Origin of the sequence: Pseudohalioglobus sediminis (genome assembly GCF_008370495.1) — a bacterium.
Classification (GTDB): Bacteria; Pseudomonadota; Gammaproteobacteria; order Pseudomonadales; family Halieaceae; genus Halioglobus.
On the sequence record NZ_VTUX01000001.1, the window covers coordinates 477,039 to 494,407 of the forward strand.

General features: G+C 62.6%; 15 protein-coding genes. 6 read left to right on the top strand and 9 right to left on the bottom strand.

All coding sequences use genetic code 11. The features are described from left to right. Nucleotides 1–40: 40 nt before the first annotated feature. Together F0M18_RS02070 and F0M18_RS02075 are read left to right on the top strand one after the other, a co-directional pair. Nucleotides 41–409, top strand: coding sequence for a hypothetical protein (locus F0M18_RS02070; RefSeq protein ID WP_149609713.1), 369 nt, complete (start codon nucleotides 41–43; stop codon nucleotides 407–409). A gap of 276 nt (nucleotides 410–685) precedes the next feature. Further along, nucleotides 686–2,392 carry a class I adenylate-forming enzyme family protein gene (locus F0M18_RS02075; protein WP_149609714.1) on the top strand — a complete coding sequence of 569 codons (1,707 nt, stop codon included), beginning with the start codon at nucleotides 686–688 and terminating at the stop codon, nucleotides 2,390–2,392. Between the two features lie 5 nt (nucleotides 2,393–2,397). Here the strand turns inward: F0M18_RS02075 and F0M18_RS02080 are convergent, their stop codons facing one another. Next, the gene (locus F0M18_RS02080) at nucleotides 2,398–3,252 is read right to left on the bottom strand and encodes an SDR family NAD(P)-dependent oxidoreductase (protein ID WP_223177882.1); all 855 of its coding nucleotides are present in this window, start codon (nucleotides 3,250–3,252) and stop codon (nucleotides 2,398–2,400) included. A 3-nt stretch (nucleotides 3,253–3,255) separates the two neighbouring features. Further along, nucleotides 3,256–4,224 carry an alpha/beta hydrolase gene (locus F0M18_RS02085; protein WP_188109553.1) on the bottom strand — a complete coding sequence of 323 codons (969 nt, stop codon included), beginning with the start codon at nucleotides 4,222–4,224 and terminating at the stop codon, nucleotides 3,256–3,258. Between the two features lie 150 nt (nucleotides 4,225–4,374). Between F0M18_RS02085 and F0M18_RS02090 the strand changes: the two genes are divergently transcribed. Next, nucleotides 4,375–5,685, top strand: a complete 1,311-nt coding sequence (locus F0M18_RS02090) for a DUF2254 domain-containing protein (protein ID WP_149609717.1) — start codon at nucleotides 4,375–4,377, stop codon at nucleotides 5,683–5,685. A 4-nt stretch (nucleotides 5,686–5,689) separates the two neighbouring features. Here F0M18_RS02090 and F0M18_RS02095 read toward each other — a convergent pair whose 3' ends face one another. Next, nucleotides 5,690–6,013: a hypothetical protein gene (locus F0M18_RS02095; RefSeq protein WP_149609718.1), complete on the bottom strand. Its 324-nt coding sequence runs from the start codon at nucleotides 6,011–6,013 to the stop codon at nucleotides 5,690–5,692. 188 nt (nucleotides 6,014–6,201) lie between these two features. On the opposite strand from F0M18_RS02095, the gene F0M18_RS02100 reads away from it, so the two are divergent. Then, entirely contained in the window at nucleotides 6,202–7,668 is a 1,467-nt protein-coding gene (locus tag F0M18_RS02100; RefSeq protein ID WP_149609719.1) for a flavin-containing monooxygenase, read from the top strand. A gap of 94 nt (nucleotides 7,669–7,762) precedes the next feature. Beyond that, on the top strand, nucleotides 7,763–8,578 hold the full coding sequence (locus F0M18_RS02105) for an SDR family NAD(P)-dependent oxidoreductase (RefSeq protein ID WP_149609720.1): 816 nt from the start codon (nucleotides 7,763–7,765) through the stop codon (nucleotides 8,576–8,578). On the opposite strand, the gene F0M18_RS02110 is transcribed toward F0M18_RS02105, so the two are convergent. After that, complete coding sequence (locus F0M18_RS02110) at nucleotides 8,557–9,450, bottom strand: HpcH/HpaI aldolase/citrate lyase family protein (protein WP_149609721.1); 894 nt, start codon at nucleotides 9,448–9,450, stop codon at nucleotides 8,557–8,559. The genes F0M18_RS02105 and F0M18_RS02110 overlap by 22 nt on opposite strands. 22 nt (nucleotides 9,451–9,472) lie before the next feature. Continuing rightward, nucleotides 9,473–10,450, bottom strand: a complete 978-nt coding sequence (locus F0M18_RS02115) for an LLM class flavin-dependent oxidoreductase (protein ID WP_149609722.1) — start codon at nucleotides 10,448–10,450, stop codon at nucleotides 9,473–9,475. 196 nt (nucleotides 10,451–10,646) lie between these two features. On the opposite strand from F0M18_RS02115, the gene F0M18_RS02120 reads away from it, so the two are divergent. Then, nucleotides 10,647–12,188: a long-chain-fatty-acid--CoA ligase gene (locus F0M18_RS02120; RefSeq protein WP_149609723.1), complete on the top strand. Its 1,542-nt coding sequence runs from the start codon at nucleotides 10,647–10,649 to the stop codon at nucleotides 12,186–12,188. A gap of 3 nt (nucleotides 12,189–12,191) precedes the next feature. Here the strand turns inward: F0M18_RS02120 and F0M18_RS02125 are convergent, their stop codons facing one another. Genes F0M18_RS02125 through F0M18_RS02140 form a run of 4 tightly spaced genes read right to left on the bottom strand, consistent with a single transcriptional unit; the run spans nucleotide 12,192 to nucleotide 17,365 of the window. Further along, nucleotides 12,192–12,620 carry a CBS domain-containing protein gene (locus tag F0M18_RS02125; RefSeq protein ID WP_262500800.1) on the bottom strand — a complete coding sequence of 143 codons (429 nt, stop codon included), beginning with the start codon at nucleotides 12,618–12,620 and terminating at the stop codon, nucleotides 12,192–12,194. 33 nt (nucleotides 12,621–12,653) lie between these two features. Beyond that, entirely contained in the window at nucleotides 12,654–14,852 is a 2,199-nt protein-coding gene (locus F0M18_RS02130) for a sodium-translocating pyrophosphatase (protein WP_149609724.1), read from the bottom strand. A gap of 4 nt (nucleotides 14,853–14,856) precedes the next feature. After that, nucleotides 14,857–15,639: a hypothetical protein gene (locus F0M18_RS02135; RefSeq protein WP_149609725.1), complete on the bottom strand. Its 783-nt coding sequence runs from the start codon at nucleotides 15,637–15,639 to the stop codon at nucleotides 14,857–14,859. 55 nt (nucleotides 15,640–15,694) lie between these two features. After that, nucleotides 15,695–17,365 carry a DUF3336 domain-containing protein gene (locus F0M18_RS02140; RefSeq protein WP_149609726.1) on the bottom strand — a complete coding sequence of 557 codons (1,671 nt, stop codon included), beginning with the start codon at nucleotides 17,363–17,365 and terminating at the stop codon, nucleotides 15,695–15,697. Nucleotides 17,366–17,369: the final 4 nt, after the last annotated feature.

The window sequence follows — 17,369 nt, forward strand, 5'->3', positions numbered from 1 at the left end:
CTCTGTGTCAAAGCAAAACGTGTTTTCGCCGGGAGCGACGATGACAACCACTAACGCCCTCAGATGGGCGCTGACAACAGCCATGATGCCGCTCAGCACAGAGTTGCTGGCCGCGGAGGGTGGAGTGTCGGTTTCCGCCGGCCTGCTGGCCGAACTGGGCCTGCTGCTGGTAGCCCTGGTCCTGGGCTTCGGCGTGGTAGCACGACGCACAGCGGCCCAGGCCGAGAAACCGTCATCAAGCCACTCCGACGAGAGCACGGCACAGGGCGCGGGCAGCCAGCCAGAGCAGGCGCCGGCACCGTTTCTTCGCCTGATCCCGACGACCTCTGCACCAGCAGCCGAGCAGGATTCGGAAAGCCCTCCCACATCTCCTGCAAAGGAAATCACCCCACCCCAGCGCACCGCCTGATCGGCTGCCACACCCCAGTGCCGGCCCGCTTCGGGCGGGTAGCGTATTGGCGCTCAGCGTCCGGCACCTGCAGTGCGCATTCCTGACCTTCAGCCCACCAAGCCCTCCGCGACGTGACAGCGCCTGCCCGCATCGCGGCCTGCATACAGGGCTAAAAAACGCTTACGGCGAGGCCGCAAATCGTTACACTACCTGCTGACAATCAACGGGCGGCCAGGCGTGTTCCTGCCCGCCCGATGCTGACATCCGCAGACCAATAACAGGGAGAACAGCACCATGTCCGATGCGCTGAAGGCAGCCGGTGAACAATTGATGGCGGCCGGACAGATGTTTGAAACCACCGAGATAGACGTTCGCGGCGCGCCCGTCAGGGTCTGGCGCAATGCACCCGCAGACCTGGGCCAGCTGTGGGCAGCAACCGCGGGGCACGCAGAAAAAGACTACCTGGTCTACAACGACGAACGCTGGACTTACGCCGAGGCACACGAAGCAGTCTCCCGAATCGCCAACTGGTTGCACCTGCAGGGTGTGCGTGAACACGACCGTGTAGCCATTGCCATGCGCAACTACCCCGAGTGGATGCTCTCGTACTGGGCCATTACTTCGATGGGTGCCGTGGTCGTGGGCATGAACGCGTGGTGGGTCGCCGGCGAAATGGCCTACGCACTCAACGACTCCGCCGCCAAGGTCATTATCGGCGATGCAGAACGCATGCAACGCCTCGCCGAGATCCGCGACCAGTTCCCCGAACTGCGCGCGGCCGCGGTGCGCTGCGGTGACGCCGCACCATCATGGGCCACGCCCTGGTCCGAGGTATTGGCCAGCGCCCCCGAGATGCCGGCGGCAGACATCGACCCCGATGACGACGCCTGCGTGTTCTACACTTCCGGCACCACCGGTCAACCGAAGGGGGCACAGCTTACCCACCGGGGCTGCTGCAACAACGTGATGAGCATGTTGTATGTCAACCTGACCCAGGGAGGCCTGGTACAGAAAGCGCAAGCAGAATCGGCCGCCACTTCACAGGCGGCAGGCGCACAGGAGCTGCCGCCGGCGCAGCTGCTGGGCACGCCACTGTTCCACGTGACCGCCAACAATTGCGCGGCCCAACCGGTCACCCTGGCCGGGGGCAAACTGGTATTCATGTACAAGTGGGATGCCGAGGAAGCACTGCGCTTGATCGAGCGCGAGCAAATTCGCGCTATTTCCAGTGTGCCGGCAATGACACGTGAGCTGGTCCTGCACCCGTCCTTCAAGGACTACGACACATCCACCGTTATCGGTTTCGGCGGCGGTGGTGCCGCGGTACAGCCTGATTTGATCGGCAAGATTGAAAACCTGGGGCGCGTTGCCAACCAGGGTTACGGGATGACTGAGACCTGCGGAATTATCGCCGCGTCCATGGGCCACTTCCTGGCCGACAAGCCCACCAGCTGCGGACCGCTATTACCGATATACGATGTCGAGATCCGCGATGCCGAAGGTATCGCCCTGCCCACCGGCGAGGTCGGCCAGGTGTGCATCAGGGGGTCGCAGTTGATCAAGGGCTACCTGAATCGCGCGGAAGCCACCGCCGAGACCATAATCGACGGCTGGCTGCACACGGGGGATATCGGCTACCTCGACAGCGACGGTTTTCTCTACCTGGTGGACAGGGCCAAGGACATGGTGCTGCGCGGCGGGGAAAACGTCTACTGCAGCGAGGTAGAGAACGTGCTGTTTCGCCACGAGGCGGTGCAGGAAGCGGCGGTGTTCTCAGTGCCGGATGAGCGCCTCGGCGAGGAAGTGGGCGCCGCTGTCTACCCCCGACCCGGTGCGACGCTCAGCCCGGAGGCATTGCGCGAGTTCGCCCGCGAGCACATGGCCGCATTCAAGATACCGCGCTACATCTGGATACTGGATGCTCCCCTGCCCCGCAATGCCAGCGGCAAATTCCTGAAAAAGGCCCTGCAGAGCGAACTGGACACAGCGCAGGCCGGCTGAAGTGATCACTCCGCCTGTAGCGAGGCCGCCAGTTCGGGCGCCAGCGCGGGCGGCTGCAGATCCAGCAGGGCCTGCGCGCGACCCGCTGCGTAGGCCCGTGTCATCTCCGCATCGGTGGACACCCAGAAATCGCCGGCGGCGACCTGCGGCAGGATCCTTGATGCCGCCTCTGCACTGCTGATGCCATTGGCTGCCAGCATGCCCTCCATCTGTTGACGATGATACTGGCTGACAGCATCCCCAGCGCCCAGTGAGTCGGTAAAAATACGTGTATGCACGGGCCCGGGAAGTACCACCGATACGCTGATCGGCGCCTGCTTCAGTTCCATCTCCAGGCGCAGGCACTCGCTGAACGCCAGCACCGCATGCTTGCTCATGATATAGGGCGTCTGCACGGGCATGATGCCGAGCGCACCAACAGACGCGGTATTGGCGATGAACGCCTGTTCTCCCGCAGCTATCATCGCCGGCGCGAAGGCACGCACCCCATTGACCACACCCTGGATATTCACGCCCAGTGTTCGCGCCCAGTCCTCGGCGGACAGCTCCCAGGCAAAGCCCAGCGTCTCCACGCCGGCGTTGTTTACCAGCAGGCGCACGTCACCGAATGCATCCCGGGTGGTTGCAGCCAGTGCATCCATCGATGCGGGATCACTGACGTCGGCCGTCACCGCCAGCGCGGTGCCGCCGTCGGCGACGATCTGCGCGGCAACCGCATCGATCCGCGCCGTTGCCACATCAGCCAGTACCACCTGCATCCCGGTTTTTGCCGCCAGCCGGGCCAGCGCCTCGCCGATGCCCGAACCGGCGCCAGTGATTACGGCTACGCCGCCCGCCAATGTTGCCATGTCTGCACTCATGGACTATGCCTCACTGCCTGTCGAATCGATGCTATCCGGCCGCTGAAAACAGGCGCTGAGAAAAGCGCAGCGCCTGTCCATGGCGTCTTTGACTATCGGGTTTTCAGCGGCCAGTTCGTAACCGTGAATGGTACCCTGCGTTGCGTTCATCTCCACCGGCACCCCGGCTGCCTGCAGCGCGCGGGCATAGTGCTCCCCCTCGTCGCGCAAGGGGTCGAACTCGGCAGTTTCCACATAGGCGGGCGGCAGGCCGCCAAGGTCCTGGCGCAAACCCGGTGCCGCGTACTCGGGTGGTTGCTGGTGATCGCCCCCCGGCAGGTACGCTTGCCACATGCGCCGGGTGGAGATGCTGTTCCACAGCGGCGCATCATCGAATTCCTGTACGCTTTGCGTGTTACAGCGACTGTCCGTCACCGGGTACACCAGCATCTGCCCCGACAGTACTTCGCCCTGGTCCAGCGCTTTCTGTGCAACGCCCGCTGCCAGGGCGCCACCCGCGCTGTCACCGCCGACGACGATACGCCGGGGATCGATTGCCAGTTCCTGCGCCGACTGGCGTGCCCACAGCAGGCTGTCATAACAATCATCGAAGGGCGCCGGCCAGGGGTGCGCCGGTGCCAGTCGGTAGTCCACCAGCAGTACCGCGCAGCCGCTGCGCAAAGCGTAGCTCTGGCACATTGTCAGGTGATTGGCCGCGTACGTCAGGGCGAAGGCGCCACCGTGGAAATAGAGCAACAGCGGCACCGCGCCCGACACGGACTCCGGGCGATAGAGTATGCCGGGGATCTGCCGCCCGCCAGTGCCGAATATCGCCACACGACTGACCGCGAGACCCTCCGGCGACTGCCTGGCCACGCGCCATCGGCTCAGGGCCACAAAGGCATTCATCAGGGCCACCATCAGCCGGTTGAAGCGGAAATTGAATACCGGGATCCTGGCATAGTCAGGGTGCGTGGGATACTTGTGGGGCATAGTCCTCGTGGGCTCGGGTCGCAATAGATTGCGCGCTAGCATAACGCGGGCCGCGACCCTGCAACAGCCCTGCGATGGTGGCGCTGTGCGATCCAGCGTGTAGACTAAAAGCACCGTTGACTTAGCCCTTGCCCCAATACGGCAACAGGATTGACCCTGCATCATATCGTCCCACAGCTTCGCGAGCGCATTGCCACCAGCATCTGGTTCATCCCGCTGGTGCTGTGCGCAATCTGTCTCGCCTCCGGTCTGGCGCTATCCTGGGCAGACAACAACCTCTCTCCGCCGCAATGGTTCTTCCAGCAGGCGAGCATTCCGGTAACGGCTGCCAGGCAGGTGCTGGCAACCATCGCCGGCGCCCTCCTGGGCATTGGTGGCGTGGTGTTCTCCGTTACCATGGTGGCACTTACGCTGACCTCGGGGCAGTACGGGCCGAAGCTACTGCGCCAATACCTCAGCGACAGTCACGCCAAGATTTCCATGGGCCTGTTCATCGGCACCAGCCTGTACTGCCTGCTCGCCATGTCCAGCTACCGGGTAGCAGAAACGCCGGGCTATACCCTGAGCGGGGCACTGCTACTGACCCTGCTATCGCTGATTGCGTTTATCGCCTTCATCCACAACACGGCGACAGACTTGCAGGCGGACCAGATAATCCAGCGCCTGGGCCGCGATCTCAGCCAGGCCCTGCATGACCTGGCGACACCGGAACGACCCGAACGTCGCTCCCGTGATACCGCCGCATGGCGCAGGCGAGCCCGGGGACAGAGCAGGTGCAGCATTGGCTCAGCGCAGAGTGGCTATGTACAGGCTATCGACTACCAGGGCATCCTGGAGTGGTGCGTGGACCGCGACTACTGCGTGCTCCTGCGCGTCAGGGCCGGCGATTTCCTGTTGCAGGGGAGCTGTGTGGCTGCGGTTTTCGGGCGGGCAGCGGACGCGAATGCGGACGACCTGCTGGAATTCCAGCAGCGCTTCATCAGCACCGGTCCGGTGCGCACACCGATACAGGACCCCGAGTACCCCATCACCCAGTTGAACCAGCTTATCAACCGGGCACTGTCTCCGGGTATAAACGACCCCGGTACCGCGATCACCTGCATCGACTGGTACAGCAAGGCGCTGTCTGAAATCATCGACAGCGATCTGCCCGGCACGGTATTTGTGGATGCGCAGTCGACACCGCGCATCATGGCTCGCCTGTCCGATTTGCGCGGCCTGGTGCGCGCCTTCTACGCACCCGTGCGCCAGTGCTCGCGAGAGAACGTACCCGTGCTGGTCAATCTACTGGAATCACTGGAGCGGCTCGCCGCGGTCACGCGCAGGCCCGATCGGCTGGCACTGATTGCGGAGGAGGGAGATTGCCTGCTGGATACCATCAACCGTGACCAGTACGTTGCCCATGACCAGCGCACCCTGAACCACCGCTACCGGAAATTGCAACGCACCTGTAACAGGTAGCGAGCTACCAGTTTCGCGGCAGGCGCGGGTCTTTGGTGCGGCGATAGCGGTACTGCTTGTCCCGTTCCGAACGGGTGATTTCCATTCGCCGCCTTTCGTTACGCTTTTCCCAGTGCGACTCGAGCATGGACTCACGCACGTCGGCGAGGTATTGCGCCAGGCCGGTTGCGATCAGCAGCGGGCGCAGTACCAGGCCGAGAAAAATCAACAGCGCCACGTACCAGCCGAGCAGATGCGAGTAGTGCCAGCCAACAAGAATTGTCAGCCACAGCATGGCGATATAAGCGCCTCGCGCCAGTGGCCCCCATCTGAATTGGTCGTCGTACATTGCACCCGCACCGCTACAGTCCGCTTGTTTCATGATACGGGAAATCTTTCCCGACGGGTCAATGCCCCAACAATAGCCACTTGAGCGAAACAGTGCGCGCCGGGAATCAGTATTACTGGCTGAACTACAACACCAGCAGGCTTGCAGTACACTGGACGCCGAGTATGGGGCAACGCGCGAGTTGAATCATGGCAAAGACTACCTTGCGAGTCGTGGTGATTGGAGCCGGCATGTCCGGCATCCTGGCGGCGATCAAGCTGCAACAGGCGGGCTATACCGACGTCATTGTCTACGAAAAAGCCGACCGCATTGGCGGCACCTGGCGGGAGAATACCTACCCCGGCCTTACCTGTGATGTGCCCTCCCATCACTATACCTACAGCTTTGAACGCAACCCCGACTGGACGCGACACCTACCGCCCGGAGGCGAGATACAGGCCTATTTCGAACGTGTGACCGACAGCTATCACGTGCGTGAGAGCATCCGCTTCAATACCGAGGTGGTTGCCGCCAGCTACCGTGATCAGCGTTGGCACCTGGAGCTGGCCGACGGCAGCCGCGACAGCGCAGACGTGGTCATCGCCGCCACCGGGGTACTGCATCACCCCAGCTGGCCCGAAATTCCCGGCATGGACACATTTCGCGGCGCGCTGTTCCACAGCGCCCGCTGGGATCATTCGGTCCCGCTCGCCGGTAAACGCGTGGGCATTGTGGGCATGGGCTCGACCGGGGTACAGATCGTCTCCGAGCTGAGCGCCGCCGGCGTTGCTGTAAGCCACTTCGTGCGTACGCCGCAGTGGATAATGCCGGTGGAAAACGGATACTTTCCCGAGCAGGAGCGGGCCGCGTTTCGCGCCGACCCCGAACTGCTCAACCGGACCATGGATTTTGAAGGCTACGCGGCCTCGGTAGACGCCTATACCCAGGCGCTGACCAACCCCGACTCGGAAGTGGCGATCGCCATGAGCACCGCCTGCCGCGAAAACCTGCAGCAAGGCGTTCACGATGCCACGCTGCGCGAGCAGCTGACACCCGATCATGAGCCGTTCTGCAAGCGGCTGATTTTTTCGCCCGATTACTACCAGGCGATCCAGCGCCCCAATGCACACCTGGTGCGCAGTGATATCCGGTGCATTGAGCCCGGGGGCATCCGCACCGGGGATGGCTGCCTGCACGAACTGGACGTCATCGCCCTGGCCACCGGTTTCAGGGCAGACCAGTTCATGCGCCCGATGCGAATCCACGGCCGCGATGGCCTCGATCTGGAAACACTGTGGGCCAAAAGGCCGGTGGCCTACCTCGCGGTGGCCATGCCGGACTTCCCCAATTTTTTCATGCTCAACGGACCCAATGGCCCGGTAGGCAATTTTTCACTCATCGAAATCGCGGAGATCCAGTGGCGCTACATCGAGCAGTTGCTGGAACGCCTGCGCAGCGGCGAGTACCGCGCCATTTCGCCAACACGCGACGCCATGGAAGCGTTTGACAGCGAGCGTGTGGCTGCCGCCAAGAAAACGATCTGGTACACCGGTGGTTGCCAGAGCTGGTACCTGGACGCCGAGGGCATTCCCGCGAGCTGGCCCTGGAGCTTCTCAAAGTTCGTGAGCATGATGCGCGAGCCCGAGTGGCGTCACTACCAGCTGACGACAGAATAAACATCACACAGCGCGCTCTGGACCGGGGCAACAGCGCTGCCCAGCTGGGCGGTTTCTGCCCTGGCCCAGTGCCTTGAACAACAGGAGAAATTACATGCCATCTTCCCTGGAACAACAATACGGCCCCTGGGCGCTGATCGCCGGCGGCAGCGAGGGCATCGGCCTCGAGTTTGCGCGCAGGCTCGCCAGCGAGGGCATCAACCTGCTGCTGCTGGCACGCCGGGAACAACCACTGCTGGACGCACGCCGTGAACTGGAGCAGGCCTTTCCTGTGCAGGTAAAGACCGCAGCCATGGACTTGTCATGTGATGACCTCGAACAGCGCATCGACAGCCTGACCGCTGACCTGGACATCGGCATGCTGATCTACAATGCCGGCGCTTCCCATGGCCTGGAGCTGTTCCACGATGCGCCACTGCATCGCGCATTGCAGATGATTGCGCTGAACTGCGCGGGGCCCGCTACCCTGTGCCACCTGCTCGGTGGCAGGATGCGCACGCGCGGCCGCGGCGGCATCATCCTGCTGAGTTCACTCTCGGCTTTCTGTGGCAGCGCCTACATCGCCACCTATGCTGCCAGCAAGGCCTTTGACATCGGTTTTGCCGAATCCCTGTGGGCCGAACTGGAACCCTTCGGCGTGGACGTACTGTCGCTGGTGATCGGCGCCACCGACACACCGGCTATGGCCAGGGCCGGTGCCGACATGTCGACCCTGCCCTCCCTGTCATCTGCGGAGGTCGCTGAGGAAGGGCTTGCAGCACTGGGGGCAACGCCCATTCATGTTGTCGGCGAGGCGGGCAGGATGCTGGCTGAGTTTGCTCGTGGCGGCGATCGACGGGAACTGATCGACAACATGAGCAGCGCCGCGGCAACCATGTTCGGTATGCCTTACCCGCCCGTGGTGGACTGAGCAATCGCCTCGCTGATGGCAACCAGCCGCTGCGCCTCCTGCAGGTGCAGCAGCTCTGTCATCTTGCCGTTTACCTGTATGACACCCTTGCCGCTATTCTCCGGTAACGAGAAGGCCTGGATAACCGCACGCGCGTGGCTCACCGCCTCCGGGTGAGGAGAAAATACGCGATTGGCGACTTCCAGTTGCGCGGGGTGGATCAGGGATTTACCGTCAAAGCCCAGTACCCGCGCCTGTTCGCACTGCTGCGCGAGACCGGCCTCGTCCCTGAAATCGTTGTACACGCTGTCTATCGCCAGCAGGCCGTGCGCACGCGCCGCCAACACCACGGCTGAGAGGACGTACTGAAAGGCAACGCGATCCGCCGTGGCCACCGCATGGGTTTCCAGTGCCAGGTCGTTCAGGCCCAGGATAAACCCCCGCAACCGGGTCGACCCCGCCACGGCGGCGATATCGCGAATATCCAGCACCGCGCGTGGCATTTCCACCATCAGCCACAGCGCCAGGTCCGTCGCAGCACCGGCCTTTGACAGTGCGTTATCCAGTTTTTCAACCTGCTCAGCACAGGTCACCTTGGGTACCACAATGCCGTCAGGTGCGGCGCTTACGGCCATAGCCAGGTCGTCACGGCCCCAGGGCGAATCCAGGCTGTTTACCCGGATCAGCACTTCGCGCGAGCCGAAGCGCCGCTCGCTGACGGCGGCCAGCACCGCCGCCCTCGCCCCGGCCTTGGCATCCGGTGCCACGGCGTCCTCGAGATCGAGTATCAGGGTATCCGCCGGCAGGGATTGCGCCTTTTCCAGCGCCCGCGCGTTGGCACCCGGCATGAACAGGCACGAGCGACGCGGCCTGTAGGGAGATGGTGCTGGCATGGCGTTTCCTTGTGTTGGCAAACTAGTCAAAAGCATGCTTGAGCAGCTCAAAAGAGCGCTTCCTGTCTTCATAGTAGTACATGTTGGTCACCGCCATGACTTCATCAGCCTGGTGCGCCTCGGCAAGGCGGCGGACCTGCTCCCGTACCTGCGCCGGCGTACCCACCGCACGGCTGCTGTCGCGACTGGCGATAAACGCCCTCTCCTGCGGCCCCAGCGAATAGGCCAGTGCCTGCTGCGGTGTTAACGCGCTGCCATCCGACTGGCCGGTGAAAAAACGGTACAGGTTGAGGTCATGAGTCAGCTGCAGGGCCCGCGCCTGCGCCTCCGAGTCGGCACAAAAGACACTCATGGCGAGGAGTACATAGGGCTGTTGCTGTAGCAACCCGGGCTGGAAGCGCTGCCGGTACAGGGCAGTGAGCCGGTTGTCCGCCTGCGGGTTGATAAACAGGCCCAGCGCGTAGGGCAGACCGCGCTCAGCGGCGAGTACCGCGCTGTCCGGGCTGGAGCCAAGCATCCACAGTGGCAGGTCGTGCGGTGGCGCCGGGCTCACCACCGGGATGGCGCCCTCGTCCCAGAGGTAGTGACTGAGTTCTGCGACCAGTTCGGGGAAACGCGCGAATTTTGGCCTGCCGTCCGTGGCCAGCGCCACTGCCGTGGACATATCGGCACCGGGCGCCCTGCCCACACCGAGGTCGATGCGCCCGGGGTAGAGGTTTGCCAACAGCGAAAATACTTCCGCAACTTTATAGGCGCTGTAATGGGGCAACATGATGCCCCCGGAACCCAGGCGAATACGTTTTGTGGCCGCGCCCAGTGCCGCGATCAAAACCTCGGGCGCGCTGCCGGCGACCGCGGGAAAAGCGTGGTGCTCGGATACCCAGAAGCGCTCATAACCAAGCTGCTCACACCACTGTGCCATGCGCAGCGTTTCCTGCAGGGCCTCGGGCACCTCATCAGGCGAACGCGCCAGGGATTGATCGAGTACAGAGAGTTTCACAGTCGTATCGCGAGTACCGGGGCAGAGTGCATGTGCGCACTAGCGTAGCAGAAAACAGGGGGCATCAGGTCAGTGGCAGGCATCTTGCCAGTGACTGGCCACGCCGGGCAACAGGATTGGCCAAAGCCGTCGCGCTGGCGCAGAATACCCAGCAGTGGGTTCCAGCCCGAATGCCAATAAACGGATACCAACAACCATGATCATTCACAATTTTCTCGACTACTATGCGCGCAACCAGCCGGACCTGCCCTGCATCACCCAGCATGGTATCACCACCGATTTCGGCGAGGTGGCCCAGCGCAGCAAGCGCCTCGCCAACGGGCTGCTGGCACTTGGCGTGGACAAGGGTCAGCGCGTGGCCATACTTGGCGAGAACAGTCTCGAGCACCTGCTGCTGGTGATGGCGTCTAGCCGCATCGGGGCCGTCGCGGTGTCGCTCAATCACCGCCTTGCGCCCGCGGAACTGGCTTTTGTGATCAGCGATGCGGAGACCCGCGTACTGCTGGCGCTGGCCGGCACCGAGGACAAGCTGTCTACCCTGCGCGAGCAGGTCGGCACAGACCTTGCCGTGCTCACCCAGGGCGCAGAGTTCGATGCGTGGCTGGCGCAGCAATCCACAGAGCCCCCGTCCAGGTCGGTATCAGCACAGGACGCGCTGTTACAGCTGTATACCAGTGGCACCACCGGAAATCCGAAAGGAGTGGTGATCAGCCACTTCAACCTGCTGTCCCTGTGTACCATGAACGACACCGCGGCACCGCTCAGGGCCAGTGCCGGCATGGCGGCCATCATTTGTGCACCGCTGTTCCACATTGGCGGCATGGGTTCCATGGTGTTCAGTATTTATAAAGGCTTGCACACCCTGCTGCACCGCAGCTTCGATCCGCAGCAGTTTGTCGATGACATTGAGCAATACCCGGTCAGCAACGTGTTCATGGTACCGGCCATGATCATGGCGATTTTGCAGCTGCCCGACATCGAGGGCAGGGATTTTTCCAACCTGAACCAGGTCTTCTACGGCGCTTCACCGATCTCGGAAAGCATCTTGCGCCGCGCGCTGGCGGTGTTTGAGTGTGATTTCATCCAGATGTACGGCATGACCGAAACCACGGGCACCGTGATCAACCTCTCTGCCGACGATCATCGCAAGGCGCTGGCCGGCAAGCCCGAGTTGCTGCGCTCCTGCGGACGACCCTCTGTGGGTGCCGAGGTCAAAGTAATGGACCGTAACGGCGAGGAATTGCCTGCGGGTGAAATTGGTGAAATCTGGTTACGCTCCGATACCGTCATGCAGCACTACTACAATCTACCTGAGGCCACCGCCGCGAGCCTGACCGACGGTTGGGTACACACCGGCGACGCCGGCTACCTGGATACGGAGGGCTACCTCTACCTCAAGGATCGTATCAAGGACATGGTGGTGAGCGGTGGCGAAAACATCTACCCGGTGGAAGTGGAGAACGCCATCGCCCAGCACGATGCCGTGGCAGACGTCGCTGTCATCGGCGTTCCCGATGACAAGTACGGCGAATCCTTACTGGCATTCGTGGTACTGAAACCGGGGCAGGCTTTGCAGCTGGAACAGCTCATTGACTTCTGCCGTGAGCGCATCGCGGGCTACAAGATACCCCGGCAAATGCAGGTAGTAGAGGAACTGCCGCGCAACCCTTCCGGCAAGATTCTCAAGAAAATTCTGCGCCAGCCCTACTGGGAAGACGTGGAGCGCAACATCGGCTGAAGCCTATTTGCGTGCACCCAGGGTTTTGCGACGCGAGTGCTCCATCAGCGCCCAGAGTATATTGCTGCTGCTCACCTGGCCCACGAGTTTGCCGTTCTCGAGCACGGGACGTCGACGCTGTCGTGTATCGAGCATGGCCTGGGCGACCTCGACGATGCCGTCACCGGGCGAGCAGGTGGACAGATCGGTACTCATGGCTTCCCTGACCAGGGTGTACTCCGGGTCACCGTCGTTGTACAGCGCGTTCAATACCGCCTTGATGCAATCAAGTTCGGAGAGAATGCCCACTGCCTTGCCATCGTTGTCAGTCACCGTGAGACCGGTCAACTTGTACTCGACGATCATCTCGATCGCCTGCACGAGGTTGGCATCGTGATGAATGGTCAGCGGATTGCGACGCATGCAATCGCGGATAGTACTCGGTGCTGGCATGGAAATATCCTTGTCTTGAACGTTACGCTACTACTATAGCAGGCTGAAGCCCACCGTCACCCCTGCCATGACAATCGCCACGATACTCATCAGCTTGACCAGGATATTCAGACTGGGCCCGGCGGTGTCCTTGAGCGGATCACCCACCGTATCACCAATCACCGCAGCCTGGTGTGCGCGCGAGTTCTTGCCGCCATGGTGCCCCTCCTCCACATACTTCTTGGCGTTGTCCCAGGCTCCCCCGGCATTGGACAGGAACACCGCCAGCACGAAGCCCGCGGCGAGGCCGCCGGCAAGCAGCCCGATCACGCCGGCCACGCCAAGCAGCAGGCCGGTCAGCACCGGCACCATGACTGCCAGCAACGCCGGGGCAATCATCTCGCGCTGCGCGCCCAGGGTGGAGATCTCCACGCAGCGGGCGTAGTCCGGCTCGCTGTCGCCACGCAGGATGCCGGGATCCTCGCGGAACTGGCGGCGCACTTCTTCCACCATGGCCGCAGCGGCACGGCCCACCGCCTGTATAGTCATGCCGCTGAACACAAACGCCGCCATGGCGCCAATGAACATGGCCGCCAGTACCACCGGGTTCAGCAGCGTGACGTTGTAGTGCGCCATGAAGTCCTGCAGGCTGGCTTCCGCCAGCGGCACGCTCCGCCCCCCATCCAGCGTCAGCAGCGTTTCTCCGCGACGCAGTAATTCAAGTCGCACCACCTCGATGTAGGAGGCGATCAGTGCCAGTGCCGTCAACGCAGCAGAACCTATCGCAAAACCTTTGCCGGTAGCCGCCGTGGTATTGCCCAGCGAATCCAGGGCGTCGGTGCGCTCGCGCACTTCCGGTCCCAACTCGCACATCTCGGCATTGCCCCCGGCGTTGTCGGCAATGGGGCCGTAGGCATCACTGGCCAGGGTGATACCGAGTGTCGACAGCATACCCACCGCCGCGATGGCCACACCATACAGGCCCTGGTTCAGCTGGTTGAGATCAAACCCGCTGGCACAGAGGAAAGCCAGCAGTGTCCCCACAGCTACCGCCAGTACCGGAATTGCCGTGGACTGCATCCCCGTGCCAAGACCGGCAATCAGGGTGGTGGCGGCACCGCCCTCAGCCTGGGCGGCAACCTTGCGCGTGGGCGCGTAACCCGGCGATGTGGCGTACTCGGTAGCGCGGCCAACCACCATACCGGTGACCAGGCCGGCCACGACCGCGCCCCACAGGCCCCAGGCATTGGCGACGCCCAGCAGGTGCAGCACCCCCGCACTGGCGAGCACGATCAGCGCTGCGCTGGCATTGATTCCGCGCGACAGCGAGCTCAGCAACTGTTTCTGTCCGGCGCCCTCTTTTGTCGTCACCAGGAAAACCCCACATACCGACAGCAGGATACCCAGACCGGCTATGGCCAGCGGCGCGATAATCGCTTTCAGCTGCATTGCCGGGTCCTGCGACCAGGCCGCGGCACCCAGTGCCGCAGCGGCCAGCAGGGAGCCGCAGTAGGATTCGAACAGGTCGGCGCCCATACCCGCCACGTCGCCGACGTTGTCACCCACGTTGTCGGCGATGACAGCGGGGTTGCGCGGATCATCCTCGGGAATGCCCCGTTCCAGCTTGCCCACCAGGTCCGCACCAACGTCGGCGGCCTTGGTGTAGATACCCCCGCCCACCCGCGCGAACAGGGCCTGCAATGACGCGCCCATGCCGAACGACAAGCCGGTGGTCGTGACCAGCACCAGGCCAGCGCCCTCACCCCGCGCTGCAGGCATGAAGGTGGTGGCGAACAGGAACCAGGCAACCACATTGCCCAGGCCCAGTGATACGACTGCCAGGCCCATGACCGCGCCGCTGCGAAAAGCCACGCGCAGGGACGCAGCGAGGGAATAGCGGGCGGCGGCAGCCGTGCGCACCGAGGCGCGGGTCGCGGTTTGCATGCCCACGTAGCCTGCCAGCGCGGAGAACAGCCCCCCGGCCAGAAACAGCACTGGCAGGTAGCGGCTTTGCACATCGAGCCCGAAAGCGAGCGTGGCAAACAGGGCCGCCAGTATCAGAAACACCAGCAACATGATGCGGTACTGCTGCGCCAGGTAGGCCATGGCGCCGCGCTGCACATGACCGCCAATACGCTGCATCTGTGCACTGCCCGCATCCTGGCGCAGCATGTCACGATAAAACAGCACGGCAAACACCACGCCTGCCAGCACACCCGCGGGAGCGAGCCAGAACACCGGTTCAGTCAGCATGGGGCTATCTCCAGAAGCTGCCGCCGGCCTGGGCCGAGCGCCACCAGCTGCGATGGCTGGTTTCCAGCAGGTCCAGCGAGGGATACGGGTAGTAAGCGAAATCATGCTGGTCGCCAACGTAAAAACCGCCCTTTACCATGCGGTACATGACGCCTTCGGTCGATTGCTTGGTGACCAGCTTGGTGTCCTTGTGGGTAGCCTTGATCTGTTGCAGGCAGTCACGCAAATGCTGCAGGTTGTGATAGGGCAGATCATGGGCATCGCCCTGCACCGGATCCTGTGCCAGCCCGTCGAGACGCAGTTCCGAGAACACAATGCGCGGCACATGAATCGGCTGGGAGGTATCGGTGATGAACTGGCAGAACTGGCGCGGATTGAGACGGCTGGCTACCATCGGCGTAATCGGGCAGAACTCCTGGTACAAGTGCAATTCATCGCGCCCGGCTTCGCTGTGCGGCTGGCGCTGGAGTTCCAGCGACAGCCCGTCCGAAGTCACCAGGTAGAGATTACCCAGTGCCCTGACCGGCACCCGCGACAACACGCGATAAATACCGAGGTATACCGACTCCTTGGGTTCACCGCCGGGACCCGGTACGCATTTTTCCGTCATCACGTGAAAAGGAAAGTCTTCCGAGCGCCAGTCCGGGTCAACCTCGAAGAATATGGCTTCGCCATGGGTATGCGCTTGCTTGCCGGTGGCGTAGTAGTAGCCAAATTCTTCCGGATTCAACATCGATGCCACCAGCGCCTGCGGAATGAGGCTCAGGTATAAGCGTGTATCCCCCATTACTACCCCTCCCGGAGGGTTTAACCCTGTCCGCCGGATCTATCAGTGCGCCTGATCAGGCTGCCTGTCTGGCACCCCCGCTGCCCCCCTCGCCGGCGGTCGCCTTGGCTTTGGCCTTGGCAGCAGGCTTTTTCTTGTTTGCCGGCGTACGCTTGCGCCGCGTGGGTTTCTGTTCGGTGGCGTTTTCACCGGCGCGCTGTTCGCGCATGGCCGCCCGATCCGTCCGCGTCGGTGGTGGTCTGCGCCGCGATGAGCGCGGCCGCTTGACGTTCTGCGCCTGTTCCAGCAAATCGCCGGATTCAAAGCGATTGAGTATCTCTTCCATGGTGCGACTGATACGGGTACACAGCCGAATCTGCTCAAGCTGCGGATAGGTGGAGTGTTCGCCGCCTTCCATCAGCGCGATGAGGTCCTGCTCTGACAGGTGCGATAGTAACTTGGCCGGGTTGTACCACCGGAAGCTCGGCACCACGTTGATGTCGCCGCTGTATTCCTGGTCCATCAGCGCATGCACGGTGTTCATCAACATGTTGAAGCGCGGCCAGTTGTCGCCGTCCTGCTGCACCATGCCGCGATAGAAATTCAGTACTTCGCGACCGATACCGATACCCAGCCCCCCGAGGGCACGGGACAAGGCACTGCGCTCGTTCTCTGAATCGAGGAACGGCGTGACGATGGGGTTCACCATGCTGACGATGTAGTGGTTGGTGCTGTACAGGCGCGACAGTCGCTTCGCCGGCAGGTCGTCGGCAATGGAGCCGTCTACCCACTTGCGTGTCGGCAGGTACTCCTGCGCCTCGCCGTGCATGTTGCGCGCCATCAAGGTCACCGGCGGAAAGACGCCGGGCACCGCCGCCGAGGCCATCACTGCCGAGCGCAACAGGACGTTCGGAGAGGTGATCGCGTTGAGCAGGCGCGAGCGCTGGTGCGGCTCTGCCGGGGCCACGGAAATACTGATCTGGCGACCGGTTTTTTCATAGGCCTCCTGGAACGTCATATCCGGCACCATGCGCGCGATCAGCCGCTCCAGGTCGCCCACGTCGATTTGCGGGTTGGTGCCAAAAAACATCTTGGAGAAGACGCTGGCCTCCTTCTCCGCCTCGAAGTGCACGTTGGCGGGTTCGTAGAAATGCTCCATTTCCTTGTCGGTGTGCGTGCCCAGCACGGCAGCCATGATGGCGCCGGCGCTGGACCCGGAAATCACCCGCGGCAGCAACTTCTCTTCCAGCATCACCTTGACCACACCAAGGTGATAAAAACCCAGTGCGCCACCACCGGACAGCATCAGCGCGGAGCGACCAAAGCAGATGTTGGCGCGGTAGAAGAAGTCCAGCTTTTCCTGCGGATGGATCTTGTCCGGCGGCAGTTCCGCCAGGTAACGCAGGGCGTCGTCAATCTCATCGATGTACTGCTCGATCAGCACCTTGGTGCCGAAGTGCGCGCGGCGATACAGGCTGGCGCGACCCATGCCACCCATGTTGCCGTGAATGCCCTCGTTCAGGGTGTAAAGTAGCCCGTGATCGTCCTGGCGTGCGCGCAGGCTGCGCAAACGATCGAGGCGCATACGGATCTGGCCGTAATCGTACTGGCTGGTCTGGTCCACCTCGCGCCAGCGCCGGGCACCTGACAGGTCGTCATGAGCGACGGCCGCTTCCACCCATTCGGCATAGCTGCCGGCCTGGTTCATTTGTTTTACCAGCTGTTTCAGCTTGCGGGACTTACGCACTCAA